At 61.7% G+C, this 12,193-nt stretch carries 15 protein-coding genes; all 15 read left to right on the top strand.

The features are described 5' to 3' along the window. Nucleotides 1-70 precede the first annotated feature (70 nt). Complete coding sequence (gene fliH, locus L9B60_RS04935) at nt 71-835, top strand: flagellar assembly protein FliH (protein ID WP_249676907.1); 765 nt, start codon at nt 71-73, stop codon at nt 833-835. Then, nucleotides 825-2,183, top strand: coding sequence for a flagellar protein export ATPase FliI (gene fliI / locus L9B60_RS04930; RefSeq protein ID WP_249679660.1), 1,359 nt, complete (start codon nt 825-827; stop codon nt 2,181-2,183). The genes fliH and fliI overlap by 11 nt, the downstream gene beginning before the upstream one ends. A gap of 6 nt (nt 2,184-2,189) precedes the next feature. Continuing rightward, complete coding sequence (gene fliJ, locus L9B60_RS04925) at nt 2,190-2,639, top strand: flagellar export protein FliJ (protein WP_249676906.1); 450 nt, start codon at nt 2,190-2,192, stop codon at nt 2,637-2,639. 86 nt (nt 2,640-2,725) lie between these two features. Next, complete coding sequence (locus tag L9B60_RS04920; RefSeq protein WP_249676904.1) at nt 2,726-3,031, top strand: STAS domain-containing protein; 306 nt, start codon at nt 2,726-2,728, stop codon at nt 3,029-3,031. Continuing rightward, a complete protein-coding gene (locus tag L9B60_RS04915; RefSeq protein ID WP_249676890.1) occupies nt 3,031-4,737 on the top strand; it encodes a SpoIIE family protein phosphatase in 1,707 nt (568 codons plus the stop codon). Before L9B60_RS04920 ends, L9B60_RS04915 begins: the two co-directional genes overlap by 1 nt. A gap of 73 nt (nt 4,738-4,810) precedes the next feature. Then, a complete protein-coding gene (locus L9B60_RS04910) occupies nt 4,811-5,104 on the top strand; it encodes an Hpt domain-containing protein (protein WP_249679659.1) in 294 nt (97 codons plus the stop codon). Between the two features lie 72 nt (nt 5,105-5,176). Further along, on the top strand, nt 5,177-6,562 hold the full coding sequence (locus L9B60_RS04905) for a flagellar hook-length control protein FliK (protein ID WP_249676889.1): 1,386 nt from the start codon (nt 5,177-5,179) through the stop codon (nt 6,560-6,562). A gap of 131 nt (nt 6,563-6,693) precedes the next feature. Beyond that, nucleotides 6,694-7,188, top strand: a complete 495-nt coding sequence (gene fliL, locus L9B60_RS04900) for a flagellar basal body-associated protein FliL (protein WP_249676888.1) — start codon at nt 6,694-6,696, stop codon at nt 7,186-7,188. 9 nt (nt 7,189-7,197) lie between these two features. Continuing rightward, the gene (gene fliM, locus L9B60_RS04895; RefSeq protein WP_249676886.1) at nt 7,198-8,166 is read left to right on the top strand and encodes a flagellar motor switch protein FliM; all 969 of its coding nucleotides are present in this window, start codon (nt 7,198-7,200) and stop codon (nt 8,164-8,166) included. Nucleotides 8,167-8,224: 58 nt separating this feature from the next. Beyond that, on the top strand, nt 8,225-8,695 hold the full coding sequence (gene fliN, locus L9B60_RS04890; RefSeq protein WP_249676885.1) for a flagellar motor switch protein FliN: 471 nt from the start codon (nt 8,225-8,227) through the stop codon (nt 8,693-8,695). Further along, nucleotides 8,696-9,175: a flagellar biosynthetic protein FliO gene (gene fliO, locus L9B60_RS04885; RefSeq protein WP_249676884.1), complete on the top strand. Its 480-nt coding sequence runs from the start codon at nt 8,696-8,698 to the stop codon at nt 9,173-9,175. Then, nucleotides 9,175-9,927: a flagellar type III secretion system pore protein FliP gene (gene fliP, locus L9B60_RS04880; protein WP_249676883.1), complete on the top strand. Its 753-nt coding sequence runs from the start codon at nt 9,175-9,177 to the stop codon at nt 9,925-9,927. The genes fliO and fliP overlap by 1 nt, the downstream gene beginning before the upstream one ends. Before the next feature lie 24 nt (nt 9,928-9,951). Further along, nucleotides 9,952-10,221: a flagellar biosynthesis protein FliQ gene (gene fliQ, locus L9B60_RS04875; RefSeq protein ID WP_249676880.1), complete on the top strand. Its 270-nt coding sequence runs from the start codon at nt 9,952-9,954 to the stop codon at nt 10,219-10,221. Further along, nucleotides 10,218-11,003: a flagellar biosynthetic protein FliR gene (gene fliR, locus L9B60_RS04870; RefSeq protein ID WP_249676878.1), complete on the top strand. Its 786-nt coding sequence runs from the start codon at nt 10,218-10,220 to the stop codon at nt 11,001-11,003. Before fliQ ends, fliR begins: the two co-directional genes overlap by 4 nt. A 3-nt stretch (nt 11,004-11,006) precedes the next feature. Further along, nucleotides 11,007-12,143, top strand: a complete 1,137-nt coding sequence (gene flhB, locus L9B60_RS04865; RefSeq protein WP_249676875.1) for a flagellar biosynthesis protein FlhB — start codon at nt 11,007-11,009, stop codon at nt 12,141-12,143. Nucleotides 12,144-12,193 lie beyond the last annotated feature (50 nt).

The raw sequence follows: 12,193 nt of genomic DNA, 5'->3' as shown, positions 1-12,193 counted from the left end.
AATTCGCTCCTACAGCCGTCAGGAGCGCATTTAACCGCGAAACGGCCCCCACCGATTCCAGGAAGTGCCCATGTCCCGCGCCAACCAAGAACCCGCCAGCGAACTGATCCGTGCCGAAGACCTCAAGGCCGTCGACCTGTGGGCGCTACCCAGTTTCGACCCGCAAGTTCCGGAGCCTGAGCCAGAGCCTGAGCCCATCGTCGAGGAAATCGAGGAGGTGCCGCTCGATGAAGTGCAGCCGCTGACCCTCGAAGAGCTCGAAAGCATTCGCCAGGAAGCCTACAACGAAGGCTTCAGTGCCGGCGAAAAGGACGGTTTCCACAGCACTCAGCTCAAGGTACGCCAGGAGGCCGAGGCCGCTTTGGCAGTAAAACTGCAAGGCCTTGAAGTGCTGATGGGCCACCTGATGCAACCGATTGCCGACCAGGACAGCCAGATTGAAAAGTCCTTGGTGGAACTGGTGGGGCATATCAGCCGCCAGGTAATCCAGCGTGAACTGAAAATGGATTCCAGCCAGATCGAACAAGTGCTGCGCGAAGCGTTGAAGCTGCTGCCCATGGGCGCCGGCAATGTGCGGATTTTCATCAACCCGCAAGACTTCGAACTGGTCAAGGCCCTGCGCGACAAGCACGAGGAAACGTGGCGTATCGTCGAGGACGACGCCCTGCAGCCTGGCGGTTGCCGCGTGGAGTCGGAGCACAGCCGTATCGATGCGACCATGGAAACCCGCATTACCCAGGCCATCGGCCAGTTGTTCGACCAACTGCATGAACAGGCGCTGCACCCGGCCGAGCCGGATGTCAGTGTTGAACTGGGCGCCGCCGATGCGCCTTGACCGCACCAGTTTCGGCAAGCGCCTGGGCACCTATGCCGAGGCGATCAACCTGCCAGTGCAACCGGTGCTGGAAGGGCGCCTGCTGCGCATGGTCGGCCTGACCCTGGAGGCCGAAGGCTTGCGCGCGGCCATGGGCAGCCGTTGCGTGGTGATCAACGACGACAGCTATCACCCGGTACAGGTAGAGGCCGAAGTCATGGGCTTTTCCGGTACCAAGGTGTTTTTGATGCCGGTCGGCAGCGTGGCCGGTATTGCGCCCGGCGCCCGGGTGGTGCCACTGGCCGATACCGGGCGGCTGCCCATGGGCATGAGCATGCTTGGGCGGATTCTTGACGGTGCCGGCCGCGCCTTGGACGGCAAGGGCGGCATGAAGGCCGAGGATTGGGTGCCGATGGACGGCCCGGCCATCAACCCGCTCAAGCGCGACCCGATCAGCCAGCCGCTGGACGTGGGCATCCGTTGCATCAATGGCCTGTTGACCGTGGGTCGCGGCCAGCGCCTGGGCCTGTTCGCCGGTACCGGCGTGGGCAAGAGCGTGTTGCTGGGCATGATGACCCGTTTTACCGAGGCCGACATCATTGTGGTCGGGCTGATCGGTGAGCGGGGGCGCGAGGTCAAGGAGTTCATCGAGCACATTCTCGGTGAGGAGGGCCTGAAGCGCTCGGTGGTGGTGGCATCCCCCGCCGACGAAGCGCCACTGATGCGCTTGCGTGCGGCCATGTACTGCACGCGTATCGCTGAATACTTTCGCGACAAGGGCAAGAACGTCCTGTTGCTGATGGACTCGCTCACCCGTTTCGCCCAGGCCCAGCGTGAAATCGCCCTGGCCATTGGCGAGCCGCCGGCCACCAAGGGTTACCCGCCTTCAGTGTTCGCCAAGCTGCCCAAGCTGGTGGAACGTGCGGGCAATGCCGAGGCCGGTGGTGGCTCGATCACCGCGTTCTATACCGTGTTGTCCGAGGGCGATGACCAGCAGGACCCCATCGCCGACTCGGCCCGGGGCGTGCTCGACGGTCACATCGTGTTGTCGCGGCGGCTGGCGGAGGAGGGGCATTACCCGGCGATCGATATCGAGGCTTCCATCAGCCGGGTCATGCCACAGGTGGTCAGCCCCGAGCACATGGTCCAGGCCCAGCAGTTCAAGCAATTGTGGTCGCGCTACCAGCAAAGCCGCGACCTGATCAGCGTGGGTGCCTATGTGCCAGGCGGCGATCGCGAGACGGACCTGGCCATCAACCTGCAACCCAAGCTGGTGCGTTACCTGCGCCAAGGGCTCAACGACAACGAGAGCCTGCAGCGCAGCAGCGACCATCTGGCCGCAATTTTCACCCCTGTGGCGCCGGGTTGATTGGCCATGGCCCAGTCCCGTTCGGCGCGCCTGGCGCCTGTAGTTGAAATGGCAGAAAAAGTCGAGCGCACGGCGGTGCAGCGCTTGGGTCATTTTCAGGGCCAGGTACGCCTGGCCGAAGCCAAACTGGCGGAGTTGGACCGCTTTCGCCACGATTACCAGCAGCAGTGGATTTCCTACGGCAGCAAGGGCGTGTCCGGGCAGTGGCTGATGAACTACCAGCGCTTCCTCAACCAATTGGAAACCGCCGTGGCGCAGCAGAAGCAAAGCCTGGCCTGGCACCAGAACAACCTGGAAAACGCCCGCGGCGTCTGGCAACAGGCCTACGCGCGCGTCGAAGGCCTGCGCAAGTTGGTGCAGCGCTACATCGACGAAGCGCGGCAGTTGGAAGACAAGCGTGAGCAGAAGTTGCTGGACGAGTTGTCCCAGCGTTTGCCACGGCACGCGGCGTTCTAATCTATATTTTGTTACAGGCCAGGTTGTAACACGCTTTGCGCGGTGCTAAACCTTGTCTGGGATCGTTCACTCAAGGAGCTTCAAACATGGCCGTAAAAGCAGATCTGTCTTCGGATGGGAAGGAATTGACCATCAAGATCAACGGTCGTTTCGACTTTGGTGCCCATCAGAATTTTCGTGAAGCCTACGAGCGCGTGGACGGCTCGCCCAAGTCCTACATCATCGATTTGAAAGACACCACTTACCTGGACAGTTCTGCCTTGGGCATGTTGCTGCTGCTGCGTGACCACGCCGGCGGCGACCATGCGCAGATCAAGCTGTCCAACAGCAACGCCGACGTGAAGAAAATCCTCGCCATCTCCAATTTCGAAAAACTCTTCGAGCTCAACTGATGCTGCGCGCCAGCGAGTCGCTGACGGTACTGATCGCTGACGACAACATGACCGACCGCATGCTGCTCTCCGGTATCGTGCGCCGCCAAGGCCATCAGGTGCTCACGGCCAGCAATGGCCAGGAGGCCGTCGAGGCGTTTGCCCGCGAACGACCGCAATTGGTCTTGCTGGACGCGCTGATGCCGGTACTCGATGGTTTTGGCGCGGCGCGGCAGATTAAGCAATTGGCTGGCGAAGAGCATGTGCCGATCATTTTCCTGACGTCGCTGACCGAAGAAGAGGCGCTGGTGCGTTGCCTGGAGGCGGGGGGTGACGACTTCCTCGCCAAACCCTATAACCAGGTGATATTGGCGGCGAAGATCAAGGCGATGGACCGCCTGCGACGCCTGCAGGCGACCGTGCTTGAGCAGCGCGACCAGATCGCCCGCCACCACGGCTACCTGCTTAACGAGCAGCGGGTGGCCAAGGCGGTGTTTGACCAGGTGGCCCATTCCGGTTGCCTCAGTTCACCGAATATCCGCTACCTGCAGTCGCCTTACGCGCTGTTCAACGGTGACCTGTTGCTGGCCGCGTTCACCCCCTCGGGCGACATTCACTTGATGCTTGGCGACTTCACCGGCCATGGCTTGCCGGCGGCAGTCGGTGCCATGCCCTTGGCGGAAGTGTTTTATGGCATGACCGCCAAAGGCTACGGCCTGACCGAAATCCTGCGGGAGATGAATGCCAAGCTCAAGCGCATCCTGCCGGTGGACATGTTCTGTTGCGCCACTATTCTCAGCCTGAGCTTCCAGCGCCGCAGCGTCGAGGTGTGGAACGGCGGCATGCCGGACGGCTACCTGCACCGCGTCGGCTGCGGCGAGCGCGTGCCGCTGGTGTCGCGGCACCTGCCGCTGGGGGTGTTGGCGCCCGAGCGCTTCGACGACAAGACCGAGGTCTACCCGGTTGGCTTGGGCGATCAGCTGTTCTTGCTGTCCGATGGGGTGATCGACACCGCCGACGGCGATGAACAGCTTTTTGGGGTGGAACGCTTGCAGCAGGTGTTTGCCCATAACGCTCACCCAGACCAGTTGTTCGACGACATTCTGCAAGCGCTGAAGGATTTTCGCGGCGAGTCACGCGATGATGTCAGCATGGTCCAGGTCGGCGTGGTCGAGCCCGATTGCCTGGTGCAGCCAGCCTTGGTGTATTCGGACAGCGGCGAGTCGAGTCCGCTGGACTGGTCGCTGAGCTTTGAATTTCGCGACGACACCCTCAAACGCTTCAATCCGTTGCCTTACTTGCTGCAGTTGCTGCAGGAAATCCATGGCTTGCGGGCCCAGAGCGGGGCGCTCTACAGTGTACTGTCGGAGCTTTATTCCAATGCCCTGGAGCATGGCGTGCTCGGCCTGGACTCAAGTTTAAAGCGCGATGCGCCCGGATTTGCGCAATACTACGAGCAGCGCAACACCCGTTTGAGCGCCTTGCGCGGCGGTTATGTACGCCTGCGCCTGCAGGTCAGGCCCGTGGGCGACGGCGGTCGGCTGACGATCGAAGTCGAAGACAGCGGTCATGGTTTCGATGCGCGCCGGGTACTGGCCAGGCCGTTGGTGGTACAAGGTCTGTCCGGGCGAGGTCTCAGGCTTATCCGGCAATTGAGCCATGACGCTCGGTGGTCGGATGATGGGCGCAGCGCCTGCGTGGAATTTTCCTGGGGGGCTCAGGCATAATCCCGCTTGATCAAGGAGTGAACAAGTGAAACAGCATCTCGATTACGACGTACTCAGTGCATTGCAGGAAGTCATGGAAAGCGACTACCCGTTGTTGCTGGATACGTTTATCAACGATTCCGAAACCCGCTTGGGCGAACTGCGCAACGCCACCCATGCCGGCGCGTTGGCCTTGGCAGCCCATAGCTTCAAGGGCAGCAGCAGCAACATGGGTGCCTTGCAACTGGCCGAGTTGTGCCATGAGCTTGAGGAGCGCGCCAAGCGCCCCCCGTTGCTGGATATCGAAGAGCTGATCAATCGAATCGACGGCGAATTTGCCACGGTTCGCCGACTTTATCGTGACGAACGGCAACGCTTTCCTTGCTGATTCAGCTGTTGGCCTGACTTTTGCTGTATCTCCTGCACTGTACCCACGTTCCCAGTGCAGCGGAGACCGTTCATGCCAGTTGTTACCAACCCCTTGTTGCAAGCCACCTCGGTAAGCAAGGCGCAAGCCAGCACCTCAAGCACCTTGGCCAAAGCCTCGCAAGTCAGCAAGGACACGTCTTCGCAGTTCTCGCAGGTGTACGCCAAGCAGGCCACGGCCGCCCCGGCGAAGGTTGCCAAGGCGACCGACAGCGGGCTGAAGGCTGGCGACGATAAACCGTCGGTGGCGGCCAAAAGCAAGGCCGGCGACGACAAGAACTCTGCCGCCAGCAAGCCGGCCGTTGCCGATAGCGGCAAAAGCTTGCCAGCCCATTCGGCGACCAAGGCCGACAAGGCCAACGCCAAGGCCGACGACGACAGCAAGGACGACAAAGACCCAGCGGCCGTCAACGCTGTGACGGACGCCAGTGACGCGCCCGCTCCAGTGCTCGACCCGCAACCGGTGGTCGCCCAGGCAGACCCTGCGGCAACCCCGCCGGTAGACCCTGCGCTCGTCCAGCCTGACCCGGCGTTGACCGCCGCGACTACCCCGGCCGCGCAGCCCGCTGCGCAACCGGCGGCCGAAACCTTCGACCCGGCTACCGATGACGCGCTGGCCGGCTTGCCGGTCATACGCATGGCCCTTGAGCAAAATGCCAAGGCCCAGGGCACCACCTCTGCCCACGCGAGCACCGAGACCGGCAACGGCAGCCAGAAAACTGGCAATAACCAGAACAACCTGACTGCTGATCAGAGTTTTGCCAGCGGCCTTGCCGCCATCGTTGACCAGCAACAGCCGGCCGGTACCGATGGCGAGCCCGATGGCAAGGCCTTTACCGGCCAGATCGAGGCGGGCCTCAAAGACATCAAGAGCGCCGACAGCGATACCCGCATCGACGACTTTGCCAACCGCTTGAGCGCACTGACCCAGGCGGCCACGCCAAAAACCGCCAATGCGGTGGCGGTGCCCACCCAGCCGCTGGCCATGACCCAGGCCGGCTGGAGCGAGGGCCTGGTGAACCGGGTGATGTACATGTCGAGCCAAAACCTCAAGTCGGCCGATATCCAGCTGACCCCGGCAGAATTGGGGCGTCTGGACATCCGCGTCAACATGGCGACGGACCAGGCCACTCAAATCACCTTTACCAGTGCCCATGTCGGCGTGCGCGAAGCGCTGGAGAGCCAGCAAGGCAAGCTGCGTGACATGTTCGCCGAGCAGGGCATGGGCCAGCTCGACGTGAACGTGTCTGACCAGTCGCGCAATTCGCAGAACCAGCAACAGACTCAACAAGGTCAGAGTACCTCGGGCAGCCGTTTCAGCCTGGATGGCAGCGATGACAACACCCTCACCCCCGTGGCCCAGGCGGCCAACGTGCAGCAAGTGATGATCGGCACCAGCGCGATCGATTACTACGCTTGAGTCCTGTACCCCGTGGCGCGGATTTATCCGTTCCCACGGGGCGTGTTCGCTCCCCCGACCCAATCTGGCATAACACTTGCTCTTGCCATGGCAGGCGACTGTGAAAACCCGATTAGTGACGGATTATTGGCATGGCGAATACCGAAGCAGTGAAAGACCCCGCAAGCAAAGGCAAACTCAAGCTGATCATTATTTTCGTGGTGGCCTTGCTGCTGGCGATCGGCTTGTCCGTGGGCGCTACCTGGTTCTTCATGCACCGGGCCGAAAGCAAACCCGCCGAAGTGCCTGCCGCAGATGCGGGCAAGCAGCCAGCGCTGTATGAACCACTCAACCCAGCCTTCGTGGTCAATTTCAAGCAGGATGGCCGCGATCGCTACATGCAGGTCAGCGTGACCCTCCAGGCCCGCGACAAGGCCGACCTGGAAGCCTTGAAAGTGCACATGCCGGTGATTCGCAACAATCTGGTGATGATGTTCTCCGGTCAGGATTTCACCGCCCTCGCAACGCCGGTCGGGATCGAAATGCTGCGGCAGAAAGCGACCGCCAGCGTACAGGAAGTGGCTCAGAAAGAAGTCGGCAAGCCGGTTATCGATCAGTTGCTTTTCACTAACTTCGTATTGCAGTAGGAACACGACATGGCCGTGCAAGACCTGCTGTCCCAGGATGAAATCGACGCGCTGCTGCATGGCGTCGACGATGGGCTGGTTCAGACTGAAAGCAACGGTGAGCCGGGCAGCGTCAAAAGTTATGACCTGACCAGCCAGGACCGCATCGTGCGCGGCCGCATGCCGACGTTGGAAATGATCAACGAGCGGTTTGCCCGTTACACCCGTATCAGCATGTTCAACATGTTGCGTCGTTCGGCGGACGTGGCGGTGGGTGGCGTACAGGTGATGAAATTCGGCGAGTACGTACACTCGCTGTACGTGCCCACCAGCCTCAACCTGGTCAAGATCAAGCCGTTGCGCGGCACCGGCCTGTTTATCCTGGACGCCAAGCTGGTGTTCAAGCTGGTCGACAACTTCTTCGGCGGCGATGGCCGCCACGCCAAGATCGAGGGGCGTGAATTCACCCCTACCGAGTTGCGTGTGGTGCGCATGGTGCTTGACCAGGCGTTCATCGACCTGAAAGAGGCCTGGCAGGCGATCATGGAAGTGAACTTCGAGTACATCAACTCCGAAGTGAACCCGGCCATGGCCAACATCGTCGGCCCGAGCGAAGCGGTGGTGGTGTCCACCTTCCACATCGAACTCGATGGCGGTGGCGGTGACCTGCACGTGACCATGCCTTACTCGATGATCGAGCCGGTGCGCGAGATGCTCGACGCCGGTTTCCAGTCCGACCTGGACGACCAGGACGAGCGCTGGAGCAAGGCCCTGCGCGAAGACGTGCTGGACGTCAGCGTGCCGTTGACCGCTACCGTGGCCCGCCGACAGTTGTGCCTGCGCGACATCCTGCACATGCAGCCGGGCGATGTGATCCCGGTGGAGTTGCCGGAAGAATTGATCATGCGCGCCAACGGCGTGCCGGCCTTCAAGGCCAAGCTCGGTTCCCACAAGGGCCACCTGGCACTGCAAGTGATCGAGCCGATCGAGCGCCGTTGAGCGGCGTTTCATTGAACAAGCCCCAACCCTGATTTAATTGCCCGTCGAGGAAACCCTGATGGCTGACGAACACGAAATAACTTCTGCTGAAGACCAGGCCCTGGCCGATGAATGGGCCGCGGCCCTGGGTGAGAGCGGTGACGGTGGCCAGGATGATATCGACGCGCTGCTGGCGGCAGATGCTGGCGCTTCGTCGTCGGGCTCGCGCCTGGCAATGGAAGAGTTTGGCGCATCGCCCAAGCAGAACGACAAGCACGTCACCCTGGAAGGCCCCAACCTGGATGTGATCCTGGACATCCCGGTGACCATTTCCATGGAGGTGGGCGCCACCGACATTAACATTCGCAACCTGCTGCAACTCAACCAGGGTTCGGTCATCGAGCTCGATCGCCTGGCGGGTGAGCCGCTGGACGTGCTGGTCAACGGCACGCTGATCGCCCACGGCGAGGTGGTGGTGGTCAACGAAAAGTTTGGCATCCGCCTGACTGACGTGATCAGCCCAAGCGAACGCATCAAGAAGCTGCGCTGAGTGAACAGGTACCTCGCCGTGTTGTTGGCCTTGCCGGCCGAAGTGCTGGCCGCCGACCCCGCGTTGTCGCCGCCATCCGGTGCCGCCCCCGCGCCTTCGGCCGCGGTTGGCTCGGCGGTGGCGCCGACCCTGGGCAGCGGCATGGCCGGGCAGTTGACGCAACTGGTACTGGGCCTGTTGCTGGTGATCGGGCTGATTTTCCTGTTGGCCTGGTTGATGCGCCGCGTGCAGTCGGCCGGGCCACGCAGTGGTCAGGTGATCGAGCTGCTGGGTTCGCGCGCCCTGGGCCCGCGTGATCGGCTGGTGCTGGTGCAGGTGGGCAACGAGCAGATCCTGCTGGGCTTGAGCCCTGGCCGCATCGCGCCGCTGCATGTGCTCAAGGAGCCGATCGTGGTGCCTGAAAAAGCCACCCCGGCCACCCCCGAATTTGCCCAGCGCCTGATGGAGCTGATGGGCAAGGACCATAAGGATAAGCACTGATGGGCGCGCTGCGCATTGTCTTGACGCTGCTGCTGGCGTTCGCCGCACCCTTGGCGCTGGCGGCCGACCCGCTGTCGATCCCGGCGATTTCGCTGGGCACCGGTGCCAACGGCCAGCAGGAATACTCGGTCAGCCTGCAGATCCTGCTGATCATGACCGCGCTGAGTTTCATCCCGGCATTCGTCATGCTGATGACCAGCTTTACCCGCATCATCATCGTGTTCTCGATCCTGCGTCAGGCCCTGGGCCTGCAGTCCACGCCGTCCAACCAGATCCTCACGGGCATGGCACTGTTCCTCACCATGTTCATCATGGCGCCGGTGTTCGACAAGGTGAACCAGCAAGCCCTGCAACCGTACCTGGCCGAGAAGATGACGGCCCAGGATGCGGTGCTCAAGGCCGAAGGGCCGATCAAGGACTTCATGTTGGCGCAAACCCGGCAAAGCGACCTGGACCTGTTTATCCGCCTGTCCAAGCGCACCGACATCGCCGGGCCCGACCAGACGCCGCTGACCATCGTGGTGCCGGCCTTCGTCACCTCGGAGTTGAAGACGGCCTTCCAGATCGGCTTCATGATCTTCATCCCGTTCCTGATCATCGACCTGGTGGTTGCCAGCGTGCTGATGGCGATGGGTATGATGATGCTTTCGCCGCTGATCATTTCGCTGCCGTTCAAGATCATGCTGTTCGTGCTGGTGGACGGTTGGGCGCTGATCATCGGCACCCTGGCCAGCAGTTTCGGTGGGGTATGAGTGCCCCTATGAGGGAGGTTCGTCATGACGCCTGAAGTCGCCGTCGATCTGTTTCGCGATGCCCTGTGGCTGACCACCATGATGGTGGCCATCCTGGTGGTGCCGAGCTTGTTGGTGGGCCTGCTGGTGGCGATGTTTCAGGCCGCCACGCAAATCAACGAACAAACCTTGAGTTTCCTGCCGCGCCTGCTGGTGATGCTCATTACCCTGATCGTGATCGGGCCTTGGCTGGTCCGGGTGTTCATGGAGTACATCACCAACCTGTACACCAGTATCCCGCAGCTGATCGGATGAACCCTCTCCTGCAACTCACCGACGCCCAGATCGGTGCCTGGGTGGCCAGCTTCGTGCTGCCACTGTTCCGGGTCATGGCCGTGTTGATGACCATGCCGATCTTCGGTACCACCCTGGTACCCAAGCGCGTGCGCCTGTATATGGCCCTGGCGATCACCGTGGTGATCGTGCCCGGGCTGCCGCCCATGCCGGTGGTGGATGCGTTGAACCTGAGGGCGCTGTTGCTGGTGGGCGAGCAGATCATCATCGGCGCGTTGCTGGGGTTCTCGCTACAGTTGTTGTTCCAGGCGTTCGTGGTGGCCGGGCAGATCATCGCGGTGCAGATGGGCATGGGCTTCGCGTCCATGGTCGACCCTACCAATGGCGTGTCGGTGGCGGTGGTGGGGCAATTCTTCACCATGCTGGTGACCTTGCTGTTTTTGGGCATGAACGCCCACCTGGTGGTGTTTGAAGTATTGACTGAGAGCTTCACCACGCTGCCGGTGGGCAATGCCTTGCTGGTCAATCATTTCTGGGAGCTGGTCACCCACATGGGTTGGGTGTTCGGCGCCGCGGTGCTGCTGGTATTGCCGGCCATCACGGCCTTGCTAGTGGTCAACGTGGCTTTTGGCGTGATGACCCGCGCGGCGCCGCAATTGAATATCTTTTCCATCGGCTTCCCCTTGACCCTGGTATTGGGCATGGTGATCCTGTGGATCAGCATGGCGGACATTCTCAACCAGTATCAGCCACTGGCCTCCCAGGCCTTGCAGTGGCTGCGTGAATTGGCACGGGCGCGCTGAACCATGGCAGAAAGCGAGAGCGGTCAGGACAAGACAGAAGACCCCACGGACAAACGTCGGCGCGAATCACGGGAAAAGGGTGAGGTCGCGCGGTCCAAGGAGTTGAACACCTTCATCGTGATGCTGGCCGGCACCGGCGGGCTGTTGGCGTATGGCGGCCACCTGGCCGAGACGCTGCTGGAACTCATGCGCATGAACTTCTCGCTGACCCGCGAAGTGATCACCGATGAAAAGCAGATGGGTGTGTTCCTGCTGATCTCCGGCAAGATGGCGATCATGGCCGTGCAGCCGATTTTGCTGGTGCTGGTGATCGCCGCGCTGGTGGGGCCGATCTCGCTGGGCGGCTGGCTGTTTGCCGCAGGCTCGTTGGCGCCCAAGTTCAGCCGCATGAACCCCTTGAGCGGCTTGAAACGCATGTTCTCCACCCATGCCCTGGCGGAGTTGCTCAAAGCCTTCGCCAAGTTCCTGGTGACGCTGGCCGTGGCGCTAGTGGTGCTGAACAAGGACCGTGATGACCTGTTGCGCATCGCCCAGGAACCGCTGGAAAGCGCCATCATCCATAGCGTGCAAGTGGTGGGCTGGAGCGCATTGTGGATGGCCGTGGGCCTGCTGCTGATCGCTGCGGTGGACGTACCGATCCAGATGTACCAGGGCCGCCAGAAGCTGTTGATGACCAAGCAGGAAGTGCGCGACGAGCACAAGGACAGCGAAGGCCGGCCCGAGGTCAAGCAACGCATTCGCCAACTGCAGCGCGAAATGTCCCAGCGGCGCATGATGGCGGCCATCCCCACGGCCGACGTGATCATCACCAACCCGACGCACTACGCCGTTGCGCTCAAGTATGACCCGCAGAAGGGCGGCGCGCCGATGCTGCTGGCCAAGGGCGCCGATTTCATCGCGTTGAAAATCCGCGAGATCGCCAACGAGCACAAAATCCAGGTACTCGAGTCGCCGGCCCTGGCGCGTTCGATCTACTACTCCACCGAACTTGAGCAGCAGATCCCGGCCGGCTTGTACCTGGCCGTGGCGCAAGTACTGGCCTACGTCTATCAGATCCGCCAGTACCGCAAGGGTATGGCCAAGCGGCCAACGCCGCTGGGTGACTTGCCGATACCGCCTGATTTACGTCGCGATCAATAACCGGTGTTTTTGCTGGCCCTACATGGCAACTCGGCCGCGTAGTCGCGGAT

This window comes from Pseudomonas abieticivorans (assembly GCF_023509015.1).
Lineage (GTDB): Bacteria > Pseudomonadota > Gammaproteobacteria > Pseudomonadales > Pseudomonadaceae > Aquipseudomonas > Aquipseudomonas abieticivorans.
Note: the sequence above shows the minus strand (reverse complement) of the source record. Positions and strands in the feature narration are given on the sequence as shown.

Excerpts from the sequence above, each read along its gene's own strand:
- L9B60_RS04920 (WP_249676904.1), top strand. The coding sequence starts at position 2,726 with ATGGCCGTAAAAGCAGATCTGTCTTCGGATGGGAAGGAATTGACCATC.
- L9B60_RS04915 (WP_249676890.1), top strand. The coding sequence starts at position 3,031 with ATGCTGCGCGCCAGCGAGTCGCTGACGGTACTGATCGCTGACGACAAC.
- fliJ (WP_249676906.1), top strand. The coding sequence starts at position 2,190 with ATGGCCCAGTCCCGTTCGGCGCGCCTGGCGCCTGTAGTTGAAATGGCA.
- fliN (WP_249676885.1), top strand. The coding sequence starts at position 8,225 with ATGGCTGACGAACACGAAATAACTTCTGCTGAAGACCAGGCCCTGGCC.
- fliQ (WP_249676880.1), top strand. The coding sequence starts at position 9,952 with ATGACGCCTGAAGTCGCCGTCGATCTGTTTCGCGATGCCCTGTGGCTG.
- L9B60_RS04910 (WP_249679659.1), top strand. The coding sequence starts at position 4,811 with ATGGAAAGCGACTACCCGTTGTTGCTGGATACGTTTATCAACGATTCC.
- fliH (WP_249676907.1), top strand. The coding sequence starts at position 71 with ATGTCCCGCGCCAACCAAGAACCCGCCAGCGAACTGATCCGTGCCGAA.
- L9B60_RS04905 (WP_249676889.1), top strand. The coding sequence starts at position 5,177 with ATGCCAGTTGTTACCAACCCCTTGTTGCAAGCCACCTCGGTAAGCAAG.
- fliI (WP_249679660.1), top strand. The coding sequence starts at position 825 with ATGCGCCTTGACCGCACCAGTTTCGGCAAGCGCCTGGGCACCTATGCC.
- fliP (WP_249676883.1), top strand. The coding sequence starts at position 9,175 with ATGGGCGCGCTGCGCATTGTCTTGACGCTGCTGCTGGCGTTCGCCGCA.
- fliM (WP_249676886.1), top strand. The coding sequence starts at position 7,198 with ATGGCCGTGCAAGACCTGCTGTCCCAGGATGAAATCGACGCGCTGCTG.
- fliL (WP_249676888.1), top strand. The coding sequence starts at position 6,694 with ATGGCGAATACCGAAGCAGTGAAAGACCCCGCAAGCAAAGGCAAACTC.
- fliR (WP_249676878.1), top strand. The coding sequence starts at position 10,218 with ATGAACCCTCTCCTGCAACTCACCGACGCCCAGATCGGTGCCTGGGTG.
- flhB (WP_249676875.1), top strand. The coding sequence starts at position 11,007 with ATGGCAGAAAGCGAGAGCGGTCAGGACAAGACAGAAGACCCCACGGAC.